We start from the raw sequence: 16,897 nt of genomic DNA, 5'->3' as shown, positions 1-16,897 counted from the left end.
TATGCCCGATTTACCAAACCTACCTGACCTATGAACCGTTTTAAAATAGTACTTGGATCGGTACTCATGTTATTGCTTCTTGTTGTTTTGATGACATCGAGCGCTACCAGATCTAATTCTACCAACGATGCAGATTCAAAGACCGAGACCTTTAAAGCAAAAAAAAGGGCGATGGTCGCAGAGCACGAAAGAGTATTCGAGAAAAGAAAAGTCGAACTGCGAAAAGCCGTTACCGCTTATTTTGAAAATGCGCTGAAATCTGGTGATATCATTGGGGTAGGGGTAAGTATTGTAAACGGTGATTCTATCTTACTTTCAGAAGGTTTCGGTAAAAGAAATATCAATGGCCGAGATAAGGTTGATGGCAAAACCATCTTTCGATTGGGTTCTTTGTCAAAAGGGTTCACCGGGGTATTGGCGGCGAATCTGATAGAAGAGGATAAATTAAATTGGAATGACAAGGTCAGTGATTACTTGCCACAATTTCGTTTGGGCGATAGAAAGAACACTGACAAGGTTCAGTTGGGCCATATATTATCGCACACTTCGGGAACACCTTATCATAGTTTTACGAATCTTGTGGAAGCCGGATTGCCAATGGGGAAAATCGCGGGTCGTTTCAATGAGGTAAAACCGATCAGTGAGCCCGGTAAAATGTATAGTTATCAGAATGCAATGTTCGCGCTCTCGAGCGAAATCATGAAAAAAGTCACGGGCAAAGAGATCGGGGCTTTGTTGAAGCAGCGGTTTTTTGAACCGTTGGGCATGCATACGGCCAATACCAGTTACCCAACTTTGGTAAAATATAAAAACATCGCCACCCCACACTCAAGACGAAGAACGGGCTGGCAACCAAAAAGACTTACAGACCATTATGACAATGCCGTGGCCGCCGGAGGTATCAATGCAAGTGCTTTGGATATGGCCAAATGGATGCGGTTTTTGCTTGGTCACAACCCTGAAGTAATGGACAAAAATGTTATTTCGGAGGCATTTACACCTCAGGTAGAGATCAATATTGGCCGTAAGTATTACAAACGATGGCCGGGCCATGTTTCGTCACATTATGCCTATGGATGGCGCATTCACAAATTCGAAGATGAAACTGCACAGAATCAAATCACCATGTGGCATCATGGCGGAAGTGTAAACAATTTTAGAAACGAAATCGCAATTTATCCAGACCATGATTTCGGAATTTGCGTGCTTATGAACAGCAATTCTAGATTGGCAAGTACGGTAATTCCGGACCTTCAAAAGATTATCGAAAACATATATGCCGAACAGTCGGTGCAATCGGCTGGATCTTTGGCAGAGGCTGCCTCGGCAAATTTGAGGTAAGTGCTCTTTCCTCTTTCCTATTTAAACGTGGACTAGAGGCCAACATATTGATGTCATGCGCCGATTCGACAATCGCCCCGAACTAGTAAGACCGATAAATTCACTCCGTTGCCAAAAATACCTCGACCTCTGATTCGGTCCCGTTTTGTGATTTGGCTCCATAGATTTCAAAGTCGACCGTATATCTGCGCATCAACTTCTGATCTTCTTCCCATACTTTTTCCCATAGGTTGACGATTGCTTCGGGCATTTCTCCTTTTGCGACCAGTTTTGTGTATTTTCCACCCTTGAATTCCCGCCCGATCAATCCATCGGGTACAACTTGTAGTGATTTTACCTTATGGCCTATGATTGCGGTGTATTTTCCGGTATAGTCGCTTTCATAATCGGTATACATAGCATAGATTTCATCGGAGTCTTTATTTGGTATTTTAGCTGAAATTCTTTCCGAATAGAATGTTCCCCAAAGTTCACCCAATACTTTTGCGGACTCGCCATTTTCATTTGTCGTTCTAGTAGAAATGCCGATGATTTTAAAGTCCGCTATATTTGTTTTCATGTGGTTTGTCTTTATGTGCCGCGGTTAGTGTATGGTTATCGGTTCTTGTTTATATTGAAAATTTTCGCCTTTTGTTCATTTGACATTGAAGAAATTGCTATCCGCTAATTTTCAATACCACATTTCCTTTTTTTCGTTCCGTGTCGACGTAACGATGTGCCTCAACCACTTTGTCCATCGGAAAAACCCTGTCTATTGTGGCATCGTATTCTCCTTTTTCAAACAGTGCTTTGAGCATTTCCAGTTGTTTTTTGTTCTCGGCGGCAACTTCCATACCTCCGACAGTTTTATAAACGCCTCCTTTTTTCAATAACTTTTTGCATTGGCTTTTCGAGGTTTTGCCCACGGCATCGAATATTATGTCGAATTTTGATTTGCTTTGTGTAAAGTCTTCCTTGTCATAAAGAATTAACCTCGAGACCCCTAGGCTTTTCACAAGTTCAGCACCTTTTGTACTACAGACCGCGGTTATTTCGGCATTATGATATTTTGCTATCTGCAGGGCGGCAGTACCGACAGCCCCGGTCGCGCCAATGATTAAAACTTCAGGATTCGATATTTTTTCTATACCTGCTTTTTCCAAAAAGTAAATCGCCGTTTGGCCGCCAAAGGGTAATGCCGCGGCTTCCTCAAATGTTGCATTTTCGGGTTTTAAGATTACCTTATCGTTGTGGTTTAATACAATGTATTCAGCGTATGTTCCGAATTTAAGTCCCGTCATGCCGAATACCTCGTCGCCAACTTTGAATCGGGTCGTATTATCACCTATTGTTTCTACAATACCCGAAAACACCGTTCCGAGAACGGGCTTGCGAGGTTTCGTGAAGCCGAACATCAAACGCATCACGATTTTCAGAAAACCGTTGACCTTAAGGCCTCTGACCCTTACATCACCTGAGTTTATGGCCGATGCCATTATCTTGATTAGTATTTCGTCATTTTTTGGATTCGGTTTGGGTATTTCTTGTATTTTCAATACCTCTGGAGGTCCATATCTTGTGCAAATAATTGCCTTCATAATCTTTAATTCTCTGAAATTAATGTACGTATTTTTATAGATTCAATAACTTGAATCGTTTTAAATAAAGGCCAGAGCGAGTTACGAATAATGTAACTTACTATTTTATTTCTCGATGAGTTCTTTCAGCATTTTTAGAACAGGATTTTCTTCGCCTTGTACCGCTTCTTGTTTGGCCCCAGGGCGATTGTCTTCTTGCACAATCAACAATTCAGTTCCATTTTCTTTTTCGACTAGTTCATAGGCCATTTCAAAATAATTTTCGGGCTTGTCGTCGAGGTCAGGTCTTGGGGCGAATAGATTATATTTTAATTTATGGTTGGGTTCAAATTCCAATACTGTTCCCCACTGTTCAAAAATTTGTCCTTCCCATTCCGATTTAAAACGAATTTCATTACCGACTTTCCAATCCGTTGTCAATTCACTTCCATATTGCCACGCCTTCACTTTTTCAGGAATCGTTAGTGCATCCCAAACTTTGTCCTTAGAAGCGTTTATCATCAATTTTGAGATATTTGTTGCCATTTTTTTGAATTTAATTATTATTTTTTTACCTGTTCTTAAAGGGTACTTTCTATTTTATTGATCAATTACAAACTTACCTTTTATATCTTCTAAAATAAGTTTCGGGTCATACCCATAGCCATCCTTAAAAACCAGTGCTACATTTCGTATTGAATTTTCAATTTGTCCATCGATTACGACGAAATCCGCTTTCTTGCCAACTACGATAGACCCGATATTGCGATTTGAAAGTACTTTTGCCCCATTGGTGGTCATGACCTTCAAGGCCTCTTGGTTGGTAAAACCCGCTTCTTTCAACAATTCGAAATTTCGTTGGTCGCCAAAACCCGGAAGAACATGTCTGCCGGCATCGACTCCTGCGGTCAAGGTACCTCCCATTTCATAGAATTGACGTTCAAATTGCATAATGCGTTTTAACCTTTTTTCTCTGACCCCGTCTTTTGAATCCATACTATCAAAGTTTTTCCTGCGGTCGGTATACTCTGAAATTTGCATAGGGGACATGATGGCCAAAGTGCGTTCATCGGCAAAAGCTCTTTCGGGAACACTTGCCTCGAAAATGGAGAGAGTAGAAGTCAAAAAAACATCATTATCGATCATCAGACTTTGCAGGGCTTTTACCTCATTACTATTGATTTCAAGTTGATCCATATATTCCCGTGAACCGTCGCATATACCGAATGTCTTGTTATTTCTGAAGTCACTGGCACTGTTGAGTCCGTGTTCGATTCCGTCGATACCTATTTTAACGGCCTGCTCAAAAGTAATCGAACATAGATGTCCGGTTACTTTGGCGCCCTGCTTATGGGCCTCATCGACTATGGTTTCTAAATCTTTAGGGGAAGTATTGCGATATACCTTAAACCAACGAACTCCTTTTTTGGCCCAATATCGTATTGTGTCCCTTATTTGTTGGTCGCTCTCGGGAATAATCATATTCAGATTACCTCCATTACCTGTAAAATATGGGCCGCTAGTTACAATGTTGGGGCCGATAACCTGGCCTTGTTCAATTTTCTTTGACAAATCGATTTCCTGTTGTGGCGAAGCGGCGCCGCACGTTTGGATCGTTGTTACCCCCGATGCCAAATAAAGTTTTGAAGCGATCTCTCCTACAAACGGAAATCGGGGGATATGAAGATGGTTATGAACGCCTACGATTCCCGGAATGACCGTTTTTCCCCTTAGATCTATTACGGTTGCCTTTTCGGGTATGTCAATTTCGGAATTTTGCCCAATTGCTTCAAAATAACCGTTTTTGACAATAATCGTTTGATCTTCTTTCGCAGGGTTTCCTTTTCCGTCGAAAACGGTCGCATGGGTCAGGGCAATACTGTTGGAATCGTATTTTACATACTTTAATACATTTCGGTCTAGTGCAATCCTATTTTTTACAGTATCGATTCTTGAATTCAAAGCGATTAAACCCGATTTGGAATTTGGCTTGCAACCTAGAATGATGACCGATAAAAGAAAGGGTATTAATTGTCTCAATGCCATCGCCATAAAGTTTTAGACCGGCTACTCTTGCTATCCTTCATAATTAACCGTAATGAAATAAAGAATCAGCCCATTCCCCGGACTATTATGGGGCTTTTCTATCGTAGGGTGGTCATATGCCCCCCACTTATGGAGACCAAGGACCACTTCGTCATTGTCTGAGACCAATATGTCAAATTCAGGACCACCGTGCCTGCTTCTGCATCCAAAAACGGATCGATACCGTTTTGAACTTTTTACAACGTCATTTACCGCTATGATCGGATCTAGTTTTGTCATTGGTCATTATTTATTCGTGATAGCCCTTGTTCACCAGCCGCTTTGAGATCCACCAATAGTTTCCGCTAGGATCGATAATGCCCGATTGGCGATCTCCATACGGCATATCGGCTGGGTTGAATTCTACTTTGGCACCATATGTAATGGCTCTTTCGTGTATTTCGTCAACATTGTCAACATAAAGATAGAATGCCGCCCGCATATTCAGAAATTGGTCTCTTGCCTGACTGATCATAAAACAAGAATCCCCTATTTTTAGGATGACATTGGAAATATCTCCAGTTTTTGGGTTTAGCGATCGATCGATTTCCGTTGCATAGAACGCATTCTTTAAAAATTCGATCAGTTCTTTTGGGTTCTCGGCGAACAAATATGCGTTTACCGTTCCAAAGCCTTTCGGTCGATAGGTCTCAAATATTTTGTTCATTGTTTTTCTAGTTATTCGGTGTCGCTGTATTTTTTGTTTGGCGTTCAATTGTGCAATTCGGTCAACTCGCTATAAGTTCGATTTCGCCAGGGTTATTGAAACAGCACGTATCTCGGTGGAACAATTCCGTTCAGCCTCATATAAACAAGCATCTGCCCTCTGTGGTGGGTTATATGGTCGGCCAGCAATAAAAAAATTTGTCGTTTCGTTCTGTTTAGCCCAAAATAGTCCAATTCTTCGTCAAGTTCAATTGGGTCAAACTGCTCGATCAATTTTATGGTTTCATCAAATGTTTTTTCGATTGTCGAAATCATTTCTTTTTTGGATTTTTTACCGACTTTGTAAACCGTATCAGTCTCCCAATTTCTTGATTCACGCCCACCCAGCAATGACTGACAGTGCCAATCCATTGCGTATCCGATATGCATCAGGTTTTCGGCAAAGGTCAACGACTCGGGCGAAGCCTTGAATTCATACTGCTCTTCGGGCATCGTTTCGGCCACAAGGACCAAATACTTACGGGAGTTTTCAAATCGCTCCAAATAATCTTTGATGAAATCATTCCGCTGGGCGGACAGTGGTGCCGTGAATGAAAAAAACAATATTGTCGCTGTTAGGATAAATAGTTGTTTCATGGTCTTGTATTTTGTTAAGATTTTTAATTTTCGATGGGCAGGTAAAAAAAGCTAATATTAATTACCATAGTCGTTCTGGTTTCTAGCCGTTGAGATGTCTATCGGTATGATTTTTGGTTGATAACTTATGCCTTATACATGCCCCGTTAATTTGCATACGACTTCTACGGTATTCTTTTAAGGATTTTTAAACAAAGATTATAAATCACCCTCCTATTGCGCCATATGCCTTAACGCTTTACTTATAACCTTGTAAGTTACTACTTTTGATTAAACACGGACTTCAATAATTCCGACTTGCCTACCGGCAGGCAGGCGGGGTGGATTCTAGCCTGCCCCGAGCAAAGTCGACAGGAAGTCGAATCTGCCGCGATTATGATCGTACGTTGTCGGCAAACATCATTTATTCTACTGTTCGTAAATCAGTTCACCTTTTAGGTAGGTTTCTAAGACTTGCGTTTGGTTGATTTGATTGGTTGGTATGTCAAAAAGATTTTGGCTTAAAACAATGAAATCAGCCTCTTTGCCAACTTCTAAAGTTCCTACTTTATTTTCTTGTCGCATTACATAAGCAGAATTTATGGTGTAAGCCTTAATTGGATAAGCCGGCTAAAGTGACCCACCTTCGCCGGATGAAACTGACCATGGCAAATGGACTGCCCAGATTTGATCTATCCGTGGGTTAAACTTAGTTTTTATTATCTAGTTAAAGGTTAAAACCCTGCAATTTCATTGCAGTTACTTTAGTTTCTATAAATATTTTAGATTTACCGAATGACCGAATACCGCAGGAATTCAATTCGATAATCTCTGAAAATCTACTATTTTTCAAACTGTCAATATCTATTATCACTCATTTATTTGCTTTATGACATAATCCAATTGACTGTCTCTGCCTTTTATTAAGTCTTGAACTGTTAAAGGAACTCGAGTATCAGGCAATATTCCACTACCACTTTTAATCGTTTCATCTTTTACATAACGACTTATTCTAACAAATGAAATCAGTATTTTAATTTTTGAATTAGGCAATGTATAAAGCATTGGATACCCGCCTGTTTGGGTGTAATAATTGCCGCCTGTTTCTTCTCCAATTAACGTAATGCCTTGATTTTTGCAGAATAACGCGAAACTTGAACCTGCTGAAAAGGTTTTTCCCCCGATCAATACGTAGGTTTTTCCTTTAAATCCGTATTTATCTGGTACCATAAAGGGTTCGTTCTCATCGGTTGTCGATACCCATTCGTTTCCTTTCTTCGAAGCATTCTGGTAGTATTTTTTGAAAAATGTTTTATAGGTATATCCATTCACTAAATTTTGACTGTGGTTTTCTTCCGGCAAACTGGCAGTAATGACGCACGTTGCAGCTCTTTGTTTAAATGGTTCCCGTGCTATATAAGAAAAAGCTTTAATGCTGTTCAATGGATAACCGCCATCATTTTGTCTGATATCAACAATTAGATTTTCAACCTTTTTTCGATTTATGTCTTTAAAAATAGTCTTTAGTTCCGTTTGAAATCTTTCAACATCCAACTGGAAGGTATTCATTGTCAATACGGCCGTATTGACCGAATCAATAAAATATAAAAACGGCTCTTTTTTACCTACTGTGTTCTTAACAAATTCCGATGTATTGGTAGCCCTATGATATATTGAAAAATAGGAGTTTCTATTTACGAACCTGCCACCGATACTTTCAAAAGGTTGGCTTTCTAAATTCTTTGTGAACACTTCATTAGAAGGTGTTTTGTACTCTATCTGGTAGAAATCTTTAGCGCCAAACTCGTAAAAGTGTAAAATGCCAAATTCACGTTCTATTTGTCTATCTTTTTTTGTTGTATTAAAACCATCTGAAGGTGCGTATTTCATAAGTTTTTGCCTTAATTCTATCGCACTTGTATTGTCTATGGAAATTATTTCGGAACCAATTGGAATGCCAAAATCATCTGTATCTGTATATAATCTACCGTCGATTATTTTTACCAATAAGGGAAATAATTTTGGTATTGAAGTGAGTTGCGGCCGCATAACTATTAGGTGCCCGTCCCTGGCATAGTTCGTTAGCTCTGCAATGGATTTGAACAATTCACTGGTAGTTTTAATGGTTGTCAATTTTTTCTTTTCAAAGTTTGTAAATAGGCTATCCCATTGGAGCTGGGAGGTATACTCATATAAGCTTGGGTAGCCGTTGGTCAAAACATTCTTTAGAATGGTATAGTCTTCCGTTACTTGTTTTTCAGTCAATGTTTCTTGTCCTAAAAGGAGCAAAGGGTAAAAGATAAATGCAAATAATAGGGATTTTGGTTTCATCTTATGAGTGAAAATGGTTTTGTTTATGGCTTGTAACTTGCATATTATGTAATTATTTTTCCGTTTAGAATAAGCCAAATTTTTAAACTTTGACGATTTTCCAAATATATTTTAACCTCCATTAAGCAACTAATTAGTTATGTGCTTTGAGATATTTTGTTGCCAACAACTATTTTAATTTTTCCACTATTGTTAGTTGCTGAGTGTGTATTTTAACGAATAATGTAATTTTAATACGTGATTTATTCCAAGTAAGACTGAAAAAAGTACCACTGCGAATAGTTTTGTGCGATGAACACCACCAACAATTTCTAATTCTGAAAGAAATTTAAAATCAACACAAAAAAGTAGCGCTGACGCTAACACTACAACTAAAGTTATTATTGATAAAACTCTTTTTACCGAAGGGAAACCGGGTTGAATATGATTGATGGATTTGGCGTCGATTTGCACCATTAAACTATCCGTAAAATCTTCTGTTGTTTTCAAAGCACTTTTCTTTAAAAGTACTTTGGCCTGATCTTCGTTCATAATAATTGCGTTATTTCGTTACCTAACATTTTTTGAAGTTGTAGCTCCATATTTTCTCGCCCCCGATGTAAATCGACTTTAATTTTTGACTTGCTAAAACCTGTAATTTCTTTAATCTCAATGATTGTATGTTCGTATAAATAGAACAAGCGTAATATCAACGCTTCATCCGGTCTTATTCTATTTAGCGCTAGATTGATGTACTTTCTTTGCTCTTGTTCCGTTAATGCTTTTGCTTCCGATTTTCCATCCGTTTCAACAGCCAAATTGGAAAGAACGTCCATTTGGTGGTGGTTTTTCTGCTGTTTCAAAAGATTATACGCTGTATTGATGACAATGCGGTACAGCCAAGTCGAAAATTTTGAGTCCTGTCTAAACGTATTCAATTTTTCATACACTTTTATAAATGCCGTTTGAACCGCATCTTGAGCAAGGTCTGTGTCTTTCAACACAGAACAGGCCAAGGTAAGAGACACATCTTTATAGGCATTCACTAAATCTCTAAATGCCAATGTGTCTCCGGCCTTGCTCCTGTTTACGAGTTCGATATCAAAAGCGCTGTTTTGACTCACTTTGTTCTTTTGCGTAACCAATGGGCAACCAGAAGTCCGATCGCTCCAAATATGAGAATAGTTCCCCAGATCAATAAATCGGCCGTGTCTTCAGTAAGTTCCATTGTGGTAAAAATGGTTGAGGCCATAAGGCCTAAACCAAGAGATAGTGTAATACAACCAATATCGAGATATTGCATTTTGTTTGGCGTATTTGGATTTGCCAAGCCCTTTTCGATCATCGCTTTTTTAACAAGGTAGTTATAGCGCGCAACAATGTAAACTACCGCAACTACACCTGCCATTAAAAATAGTGCCCCCAAAGCTTCTTCTATATGGTCCATAATATTTGGTTTTTGGATTGTGATTATTATCGAGTTTGTACTTGATCAGGTTAGAATTGTTCTCCCAAAGTTTTAGAAATTGCTTTTATGAAAGGTAACATATTCCCACAATTGGCAAATAGTACCAATCCGTACCCTTGTTCAGGAACAAACATTGCGTATGCCTGAAAATCATGATTGTTCCCCGTATGCAAATGCATTGTACCATTTGTGGTAGGCTTTTGGGCAAAGCCTAATCCCCAACCAGTTTGGCCTGTTTCCAACTTCATGGGATTGTCGTCCTTGAACTTTGTTTGTTCTTTTAACATTTCTGCAAAAGATTCATCACTTAAACCTTCTTTTTTGAGCATAGCGATAATGAATTTTGAAAACTCGGCAGCTTCGCTGTGAACACTCGAGAATGCATTGAAGGTTTTTCCGCTCCATCGGCCTTCTCCGGGTTTGTTTTGAGTCGGATGTCCTTGACTATCATGACCAAATACTTTATGAGCTTCTAGATAATCGTCCCAAATAAATGTGGTATGCGGCATATTGAGAGGTTGTGTCACTTCTTTTTGAAACAATTGATTTAACCCTTCTTTAAACCCTACGCCCAGTTTTATACCGATTACTGCTGCCAAATATTGATAGGCTTCTCCCGAATACATAAAGTCGGTTCCCGGTTTAAATGCCAATTTTATAGGTTCGTTATTGGCATGATTTGGAAAGCCTGTTTGGTGCGCCAACACCATTCGTGCAGTTATCAATTTATAATCTTCTTGTGATTCAGGTGAAATACCAGGATGCGGCAGATATTCGTGCAACGGTTTATCTAATTCAATGGTACCGTTTTCGACCATTTTCATCACAAAGTATGCAAAAATGGGTTTAGATAACGAGGCACCTTCAAACATACTTTGTTTGTTCAAGGGTTCTTTTGTTTCTGAATTGGTTACCCCAAAAGCTTGGTGATAAACCATTTCTTTTTTATTGACGATGGCAACGGAAAGCCCAGGAAGATTATGCTTCTTCATTGCCTTTTCAATTGCCGTGTTCAATTTCTCAATTGATAGGCTTTTGCCATCTATTGTTTTGATAGTTTTGGTTTGTGTATAAGCGGTTATTGTCGTAGCGGCAAATAGTGCAATAGTTATGTTTCTTATAACGGATTTTAAATAATTCATCTTGTTTCGTTTAATTAATGCATGTGTTTTGGTGAATTCACATCCATTGGACAAGATGACTGTTTGAAAGGTTACAATTTTTTAATCGGAGAGAATTACCCGATGCTCCGCGTCGGGGTTCCTATGAAATGTCATTGCCGTGAGGGCGGGAATCTAAATGACAGAATTTCGGTTTTCTATGGCAATCGGGAAGAAACGGGCGAAATACCTATACGGCTCTGCCTCAATGATGGTTCGCTTCGAAAAATTCTTTTTTTTTGGCAACTTTTTTTCTAGACGGGTAACCATTGAATACTTGTTCGGGGTCGTTAAAATGCGTGGAAAATTAGCTTTGCGCATCTGGCCGATAACACAAAAGCCACTTAAAGAGGCTTTATGGATCTATTTTTTGCCGAACTAACAGGCTGTGCAACGGTTACTCGTGTTGGCAAACGTATTTATTTCAAAACTCCCAAGTAATTAGAAAATACAAGGTATTGGATTTCAAGTTGTACTGCGAACCAGAATCGACAAGGTTTTTCAAGCCTAGATTGTCCCTTAGTTCTAAGACAAACTTATTATTTTGGTTGATTGATATTTTTTTTGCAATTCCAAATGAGAATCCATAGTCAACCTTCTCTGTCCAGGGAGTTGCCAATAGATTAGTTGGGATATTTTCCTCAGATAGTTTGGTATTTAAGAGATAACTAAAGAAGGCCCCACCGTTAATGTAAAACTCACTTTGTGAAATGATCTCGTATCGAATCGTCATAGGTAATTCTATATAATCAAATGACATTTTCAAATAGTCGTTCTCTTGATTTATTGGATAATTAGGAAGTGTATTATATCCACGTCTAACATTTTTTCTAGAATAAAGAAGGTTCAGGTTAAGAGATGTTCTCTCGCTGATTTCTTGTTCAAAATTGATTCCTAGTGTATAACCTATATCCGAAGATAAATTGGTTGTTTCACTTGCACTACCCGTCATGTTGGTCAGTGCCAAACCTAACGATGCACCAAAAATAGAGTCGTCTTGTCCGATAGCTATTCTTGGCAATGAAATAGATACAATTATGATTACGGCTAATCTAATATTGTTAATGGTCATTTCGGTGTTTTATAAGTTTGCCTAAGTTCTGGCTGGGCAAGTAGGGCAGGGCAGGGCAGGGAACTTTTGGTTTCCGTCTGCGCATGCGGCCAAAACTTTTTGTTTTGTTTTCATCTTTTTCATTTCAAGAGCCAAATCCAAAAGATTCGGCGGACTTCGCAAGCATAAGTACAATGGTCGTAATAATCAACGGCACTGCATATTTCATCATTTATTCTAAAAATCAGCGTCGGTAATGACCAAAATGTACCCGTGATTTGCAACTGCTCTTTGGTTATCTACGTCAGAAGTCCAATTAGATAACAATCTGTAATCTTTTGTCAGAGTGTCACCTGAGGCATTTGTGATTATTAAGTTATCTCCAAACATAGAAGTTGGCTCAAAATAATCCGTCTCTTTTCCAAGTTTGCTCCAATTGGCGACATCCTTTTTTTTATTCTGTTCTATGGTTTCGTCGATGCTGAAAGAGTTAATAATGTCTGAACCTACAATTCTGATAAAACTGGAGGATTGGTTTTCCACAGAGTATATCACAAAGGTTTCCTTTTCACAGGAACTAAAAAGAATAATTGTCAAGAATAGAATTGGTAATTGTCTCATATTTTTATCTAACGTTATTTCGCTCTCTGGTTTATTGCAATGCCCTGCAGTTGAAGGGCCATGCGCAGTTCTGCGAAATTTACGGAAATATAGTGAAATCGCGTAACTATGGTTCGGCAATAGGTCTCCCGTTACCGTGTTCGACTCCCTTACATAGTTCATGGGGCTGGGGAAGGTAAACACCATCGGGATCGCTCGGGCGAACAAGCGCATACACCTATCGGCCATCGCCAACAATACCTTGACATGCTCGGTACAGGCCCGAAAAAGCACCTGAAATTCACCGAAAAACATGTCAAGAGCGGGGCGGGGCACCTTGCTTCGGCGGCCTTGGCCAAAAAGTGTGCTCCAAAACCCGTTTCAAGCTTGCATGACGCATCGAAATTTGGCATTCCGTTTCTTGACGAACAATAAAAAAGCCCCGCGAAAGGGCTCATATTTACCCGTTCCGTGGTCGGTCAGGGGCTTGGGCAACGGTCATCATTGTTGTATGCAGTGCTTTATTTTAGAAAATCTAAGGTATTGACCATTTCAAATTTAGGGCTTCTTTTTATAAATTCTCTAAGCATTGCAGTATGTGCAGTGCCCATTAATATAAGTACTCGGTCATTTTTGGTCATTTTAATACGGTTTAGATTCGAATAAATTCTCATATTTCTTTGATAGAAAATTGCTGCTTGGTCAGCACCATTAAATTCATTTTCTATACCTACATAAAAGAGCTTATCGGCATTAGTGTTCAAAAAATAGTCTAACATTATTGGGTCGTTGTACAATTTTATTTTTTCCAATAGCGGCAAATTATCAAAATCGTTATTTAGTTTCTCTATTTCAGGATATCCTTTGAATGGGTTGTTTGTGAGTTCAACGTACGTTTCAGGGTCTATAGAATTGGTCAGTTCCTCACTATTTTCTATAAAATCACCCACACTATAATTGTAATCCATATGATTATCAATTCCATATACTTTATTTAAACCACTCATTCTAGCCACATCAAAACCCACCATGCTTAATTCGCCGTATTTAGTGTTGAGTTCCTTGGGGTTTTGTAAGAAGTTTTGAAATGCTTGATTTATTTTCTCATCCATTTCAGGAATATATTCAAGGCAGATAATTGTGGGTTTAAACCTTGTTATTAATTGTGATAGTTTGCGAACTTCTTCTTGGCGTTTAGCATCATTCTCATCAAAATCAACACTTGTAGCATCGCTTGTGTACCCAAAATGAAAAAATCCCATATTGAGGACTTGTATTTTTCCTGAATCGATATTTTCTCTTTGAATAGTTTTCTGACGCACCGAATTTTGACTGATACAACCTAGAAATACAATAGAAAAAAGGATGATTATTATTCTCACGGATTCTATTTTTAATGCTATTATATATTTTTCTTAATATCTAGCGACTTTTGTTTTAACCAATTTACGGCAATAGAAATTAACTTTGGAAATTTACGCCACAATATCAACTATAGAACACTTTGTTAGTTACTGGCTTTTTCTTCAAATTCTGGGCAATCCAATCGAATTTCAGTCGTTTTTAATTCTTTTTCAAGTAAGTTGCAGTAATCTGTTCTGCCGTTTTTTTGGTAAAACGTACAACCATAGCAAGTCCGTTGTACAGTCAATATTCCACTTCGGTTTAATTGATAAATTAGTTGGCTCATTGTATCGAACAGGCTTCCTAATTCACTTTCATCGAATTTGTCTATCTGCTTTTTGAGAGGTTTAGCGAAATCATTTGTTTCCGTTACCAATTTTTTTCCCATTTCGGTCAGCTCTAGTGAGTAGCTGCGACTGTCTGAATTTGAAAAGTCTTTTGAAACCATTCCTTTTTTGTCCAAAACCTTGACCGCATCGCTAATAGTTGGCTTGGTTACATTAAACTCTTTCGCTAAATGGCTTACATTACACAATTCCTGTTTGTGAAAAGCAATGAAAATCAATATTTGAATTTGGATCGGACTTAAACCGACTAATTTTGCTTTTTCCCATAGCAATACCTTGAACACTTCCGAAACTCGTTCTAATCCCGCAACGATTTTGCTCGAAATATTCTGTTCTTGCCGTATTGGGTTAAATAAGCTGTCATCCATAAAAAAAAGTCCCGTTAAACAAACGGGACAAAGTTAGTAATCCTAATTAAATTAATTGCAATTTTCCATTTCAATGATATGAAAGCCAACATTTTGAATGGACGAAATTATCTGTTCGGTAGCTTCTTCGATATGGCAAAATCTGCATTCTCTTGCCGTAAGATGTTTTGTGCCAAAAGGTTTTGTCTTTAAAAATTGTTTGCCGAAGTCTAAAATAGTTTCTTCGTCTGTAACTTGATTTGGCACGAGAATGTCAAAATGCATCACTTTTGCATCTTCTCGCTCAACGTAGGTATCCCAAACTGAAACTTTCATTCTATTGTTGTTTTACGGTATAAGGCAATGATAAATCGCCACTTGCAACGCTATACACTTCGTAGACGCCCAACATTGGCATATTCTCTTTGCTCGTGTTCACTTGCATAAGTGCTGTAACACCATCGTAATTGAAATTTGATTGATTGTTCATTCTGTAATTCGGCACGAGAACCCTTATCGTTTTTTCCGAAGTTGTTACAGGAAACCCTGGCGAGTCCATATACATCGGCATTCCTGGGTTTGTTGGTGGCAATACGACGGTGTCATCTGCTTTTTTAAATTGTTTTACAGCAAGTCTGCCTGCAACTCTTTCATCTTTGGTCAAAATAACCCAATGCGGATGCCAAACAAGTCCGTCATTGTCAAACATTCTGTCGTTGTTCTCGTCCCAAAGCGGTGTGTCGTCAAAATCGGGATGTGATGTAAGTGCAAGAGCAAGAATTCCGTCAGTTTCCCCAAACCCGACATCGGTCGGTTTCAAAGTGGTAGGAAAGACATAGCCCAAAACAGGCGCGCCGTCTAATTGCCCTGCTTTTTTAGGTGTTGTTTTTCCGGCCGTTCCAATGACGTCAATTTCCCAAACCATTACCCCTAAATCTGATTTATCGGTAATTCGAACTTCTTTTATGGCAAAGTCATCATTTTTGTATGTGCCGTCTTGAGCACGCGACTTCGATGTGCTGAAAAGCATTATTGCCAAAAGTAATATTAGCATTGATTTCATAATTTCATTGATTTAAGAAGCTAGGATTCCCAATAATAATTCGGAATCCTAACTACGTAGTTTAAAAAATTTAGCCTTTTACGTCTTCCATTGACGCACCAAAGTTGATATGAAGCGTATTACCGTTAGGCGTTACCAAAGCTGGTACTGATTTTACACCTGCGTTTTCAGCTTCGGAAATTCTCGCCTTATTTTCTCCAAGGTGTACAACTTCCACGTTGTCAGCTCCGATTAAGTTTACAATGTCCTTTTCTGCACTTGTGCAAACAGGACAACCTGCGTGATAAAAAATTGATTTTCTCATTTTCTGAATGAATTTAAACTGTGATCGCATTATTGCCCTGCAAATATAGTAAGGAATCCTAACAATAAAAAATATTCTATGGTTTTTCTAATCTTCGCCAAGGAGTTCAACGATCACCTCATGGGTACGAAGAAGAAGGAATACAGGGGGAGGAAAGGATGTCTGCGCCAATTGTCCCATAATAAGTGCCTGTCTTGGCAAGTCGGCATGGGAGAAGAAGTTCAGCATTACCTATTATCGCGAGGAATACGAACGGAACATTGCAAGGGTGGAGAGCCCACAGGGCCGTTACATGAAGGGCAAAAGGCAGAGCACCGTGGAGCCTGTTTTCGGGACGCTGACCCAGTTCATGGGGCTAAGGAAGATAAATACCATAGGGCTCGCACAGGCGAACAAGGTGATGCACCTCTCGGCCATTGCCTACAATACTTCCATATGCTCAGTACAGGCCTGAAAAAGTACCTGAAATTCGACCAAAAACGGGCAAAAAGCGGGGCGGGGAAACTTGCTTTGGAAACAACGTTCAAAAGCGTCCTTCAATACCTGTTCGGTCCTTCGATAGGGCCTCGAATATCGGACT

At 39.0% G+C, this 16,897-nt stretch carries 21 protein-coding genes and 1 pseudogene; 2 read left to right on the top strand and 20 right to left on the bottom strand.

What is annotated here, in order from left to right; all coding sequences use genetic code 11:
- Positions 1-30: 30 nt before the first annotated feature.
- Entirely contained in the window at positions 31-1,341 is a 1,311-nt protein-coding gene (locus ACEZ3G_RS16520) for a serine hydrolase domain-containing protein (protein ID WP_432426632.1), read from the top strand.
- Positions 1,342-1,441: 100 nt separating this feature from the next.
- Here ACEZ3G_RS16520 and ACEZ3G_RS16515 read toward each other — a convergent pair whose 3' ends face one another.
- The 20 genes from ACEZ3G_RS16515 to ACEZ3G_RS16420 all read right to left on the bottom strand — a co-directional run bounded on the left by ACEZ3G_RS16515 (position 1,442) and on the right by ACEZ3G_RS16420 (position 16,317).
- On the bottom strand, positions 1,442-1,900 hold the full coding sequence (locus ACEZ3G_RS16515) for a GyrI-like domain-containing protein (RefSeq protein WP_432426631.1): 459 nt from the start codon (positions 1,898-1,900) through the stop codon (positions 1,442-1,444).
- Between the two features lie 97 nt (positions 1,901-1,997).
- Positions 1,998-2,918, bottom strand: coding sequence for an NAD(P)-dependent alcohol dehydrogenase (locus ACEZ3G_RS16510; protein ID WP_432426630.1), 921 nt, complete (start codon positions 2,916-2,918; stop codon positions 1,998-2,000).
- Positions 2,919-3,023: 105 nt separating this feature from the next.
- Positions 3,024-3,443 (bottom strand): SRPBCC domain-containing protein, encoded by a 420-nt coding sequence (locus tag ACEZ3G_RS16505; RefSeq protein WP_432426629.1) that lies wholly within the window; start codon positions 3,441-3,443, stop codon positions 3,024-3,026.
- Between the two features lie 54 nt (positions 3,444-3,497).
- On the bottom strand, positions 3,498-4,943 hold the full coding sequence (locus ACEZ3G_RS16500) for an amidohydrolase family protein (protein WP_432426628.1): 1,446 nt from the start codon (positions 4,941-4,943) through the stop codon (positions 3,498-3,500).
- Between the two features lie 30 nt (positions 4,944-4,973).
- Positions 4,974-5,222, bottom strand: a complete 249-nt coding sequence (locus ACEZ3G_RS16495; RefSeq protein ID WP_432426627.1) for a hypothetical protein — start codon at positions 5,220-5,222, stop codon at positions 4,974-4,976.
- 10 nt (positions 5,223-5,232) lie between these two features.
- Entirely contained in the window at positions 5,233-5,649 is a 417-nt protein-coding gene (locus ACEZ3G_RS16490) for a VOC family protein (protein WP_432426626.1), read from the bottom strand.
- Positions 5,650-5,741: 92 nt separating this feature from the next.
- Positions 5,742-6,284 (bottom strand): DinB family protein, encoded by a 543-nt coding sequence (locus ACEZ3G_RS16485; protein ID WP_432426625.1) that lies wholly within the window; start codon positions 6,282-6,284, stop codon positions 5,742-5,744.
- A gap of 408 nt (positions 6,285-6,692) precedes the next feature.
- Positions 6,693-6,881 (bottom strand): amidohydrolase family protein, encoded by a 189-nt coding sequence (locus ACEZ3G_RS16480; protein ID WP_432426670.1) that lies wholly within the window; start codon positions 6,879-6,881, stop codon positions 6,693-6,695.
- Between the two features lie 252 nt (positions 6,882-7,133).
- Complete coding sequence (locus tag ACEZ3G_RS16475; RefSeq protein ID WP_432426624.1) at positions 7,134-8,594, bottom strand: S41 family peptidase; 1,461 nt, start codon at positions 8,592-8,594, stop codon at positions 7,134-7,136.
- Positions 8,595-8,786: 192 nt separating this feature from the next.
- Positions 8,787-9,125 carry a hypothetical protein gene (locus ACEZ3G_RS16470; RefSeq protein WP_432426623.1) on the bottom strand — a complete coding sequence of 113 codons (339 nt, stop codon included), beginning with the start codon at positions 9,123-9,125 and terminating at the stop codon, positions 8,787-8,789.
- Positions 9,122-9,697, bottom strand: a complete 576-nt coding sequence (locus ACEZ3G_RS16465) for an RNA polymerase sigma factor (RefSeq protein WP_432426622.1) — start codon at positions 9,695-9,697, stop codon at positions 9,122-9,124. Before ACEZ3G_RS16465 ends, ACEZ3G_RS16470 begins: the two co-directional genes overlap by 4 nt.
- A complete protein-coding gene (locus ACEZ3G_RS16460; protein ID WP_432426621.1) occupies positions 9,694-10,020 on the bottom strand; it encodes a DUF6249 domain-containing protein in 327 nt (108 codons plus the stop codon). The genes ACEZ3G_RS16465 and ACEZ3G_RS16460 overlap by 4 nt, the downstream gene beginning before the upstream one ends.
- A gap of 50 nt (positions 10,021-10,070) precedes the next feature.
- The gene (locus ACEZ3G_RS16455; RefSeq protein ID WP_432426620.1) at positions 10,071-11,183 is read right to left on the bottom strand and encodes a serine hydrolase domain-containing protein; all 1,113 of its coding nucleotides are present in this window, start codon (positions 11,181-11,183) and stop codon (positions 10,071-10,073) included.
- Between the two features lie 442 nt (positions 11,184-11,625).
- The gene (locus ACEZ3G_RS16450) at positions 11,626-12,273 is read right to left on the bottom strand and encodes a porin family protein (protein WP_432426619.1); all 648 of its coding nucleotides are present in this window, start codon (positions 12,271-12,273) and stop codon (positions 11,626-11,628) included.
- 216 nt (positions 12,274-12,489) lie between these two features.
- On the bottom strand, positions 12,490-13,167 hold the full coding sequence (locus tag ACEZ3G_RS16445) for a hypothetical protein (protein ID WP_432426618.1): 678 nt from the start codon (positions 13,165-13,167) through the stop codon (positions 12,490-12,492).
- Positions 13,168-13,373: 206 nt separating this feature from the next.
- Complete coding sequence (locus tag ACEZ3G_RS16440; RefSeq protein WP_432426617.1) at positions 13,374-14,234, bottom strand: DUF5694 domain-containing protein; 861 nt, start codon at positions 14,232-14,234, stop codon at positions 13,374-13,376.
- Between the two features lie 125 nt (positions 14,235-14,359).
- Positions 14,360-14,887: a MarR family winged helix-turn-helix transcriptional regulator gene (locus tag ACEZ3G_RS16435; RefSeq protein ID WP_432426616.1), complete on the bottom strand. Its 528-nt coding sequence runs from the start codon at positions 14,885-14,887 to the stop codon at positions 14,360-14,362.
- A gap of 135 nt (positions 14,888-15,022) precedes the next feature.
- Complete coding sequence (locus ACEZ3G_RS16430; protein ID WP_432426615.1) at positions 15,023-15,286, bottom strand: DUF2024 family protein; 264 nt, start codon at positions 15,284-15,286, stop codon at positions 15,023-15,025.
- A 1-nt stretch (position 15,287) separates the two neighbouring features.
- Positions 15,288-16,013: a hypothetical protein gene (locus ACEZ3G_RS16425; RefSeq protein ID WP_432426614.1), complete on the bottom strand. Its 726-nt coding sequence runs from the start codon at positions 16,011-16,013 to the stop codon at positions 15,288-15,290.
- Between the two features lie 70 nt (positions 16,014-16,083).
- Positions 16,084-16,317 carry a thioredoxin family protein gene (locus ACEZ3G_RS16420; RefSeq protein ID WP_432426613.1) on the bottom strand — a complete coding sequence of 78 codons (234 nt, stop codon included), beginning with the start codon at positions 16,315-16,317 and terminating at the stop codon, positions 16,084-16,086.
- A gap of 163 nt (positions 16,318-16,480) precedes the next feature.
- On the opposite strand from ACEZ3G_RS16420, the pseudogene ACEZ3G_RS16415 reads away from it, so the two are divergent.
- Positions 16,481-16,897, top strand: a pseudogene (locus ACEZ3G_RS16415) (transposase); the annotation flags it as partial.

Origin of the sequence: Meishania litoralis (assembly GCF_042611095.1) — a bacterium.
GTDB classification, from domain to species: Bacteria; Bacteroidota; Bacteroidia; order Flavobacteriales; family Flavobacteriaceae; genus Meishania; species Meishania litoralis.
Note: the sequence above shows the minus strand (reverse complement) of the source record. Positions and strands in the feature narration are given on the sequence as shown.

Bases quoted from the DNA above. Each gene is read 5' to 3' on its own strand.
- ACEZ3G_RS16515 (WP_432426631.1), bottom strand. From the start codon at position 1,900: ATGAAAACAAATATAGCGGACTTTAAAATCATCGGCATTTCTACTAGA.
- ACEZ3G_RS16485 (WP_432426625.1), bottom strand. From the start codon at position 6,284: ATGAAACAACTATTTATCCTAACAGCGACAATATTGTTTTTTTCATTC.
- ACEZ3G_RS16445 (WP_432426618.1), bottom strand. From the start codon at position 13,167: ATGTTTTTCGGTGAATTTCAGGTGCTTTTTCGGGCCTGTACCGAGCAT.
- ACEZ3G_RS16430 (WP_432426615.1), bottom strand. From the start codon at position 15,286: ATGAAAGTTTCAGTTTGGGATACCTACGTTGAGCGAGAAGATGCAAAA.
- ACEZ3G_RS16420 (WP_432426613.1), bottom strand. From the start codon at position 16,317: ATGAGAAAATCAATTTTTTATCACGCAGGTTGTCCTGTTTGCACAAGT.
- ACEZ3G_RS16510 (WP_432426630.1), bottom strand. From the start codon at position 2,918: ATGAAGGCAATTATTTGCACAAGATATGGACCTCCAGAGGTATTGAAA.
- ACEZ3G_RS16475 (WP_432426624.1), bottom strand. From the start codon at position 8,594: ATGAAACCAAAATCCCTATTATTTGCATTTATCTTTTACCCTTTGCTC.
- ACEZ3G_RS16505 (WP_432426629.1), bottom strand. From the start codon at position 3,443: ATGGCAACAAATATCTCAAAATTGATGATAAACGCTTCTAAGGACAAA.
- ACEZ3G_RS16450 (WP_432426619.1), bottom strand. From the start codon at position 12,273: ATGACCATTAACAATATTAGATTAGCCGTAATCATAATTGTATCTATT.
- ACEZ3G_RS16455 (WP_432426620.1), bottom strand. From the start codon at position 11,183: ATGAATTATTTAAAATCCGTTATAAGAAACATAACTATTGCACTATTT.
- ACEZ3G_RS16460 (WP_432426621.1), bottom strand. From the start codon at position 10,020: ATGGACCATATAGAAGAAGCTTTGGGGGCACTATTTTTAATGGCAGGT.
- ACEZ3G_RS16500 (WP_432426628.1), bottom strand. From the start codon at position 4,943: ATGGCATTGAGACAATTAATACCCTTTCTTTTATCGGTCATCATTCTA.
- ACEZ3G_RS16490 (WP_432426626.1), bottom strand. From the start codon at position 5,649: ATGAACAAAATATTTGAGACCTATCGACCGAAAGGCTTTGGAACGGTA.
- ACEZ3G_RS16495 (WP_432426627.1), bottom strand. From the start codon at position 5,222: ATGACAAAACTAGATCCGATCATAGCGGTAAATGACGTTGTAAAAAGT.
- ACEZ3G_RS16470 (WP_432426623.1), bottom strand. From the start codon at position 9,125: ATGAACGAAGATCAGGCCAAAGTACTTTTAAAGAAAAGTGCTTTGAAA.
- ACEZ3G_RS16425 (WP_432426614.1), bottom strand. From the start codon at position 16,013: ATGAAATCAATGCTAATATTACTTTTGGCAATAATGCTTTTCAGCACA.
- ACEZ3G_RS16520 (WP_432426632.1), top strand. From the start codon at position 31: ATGAACCGTTTTAAAATAGTACTTGGATCGGTACTCATGTTATTGCTT.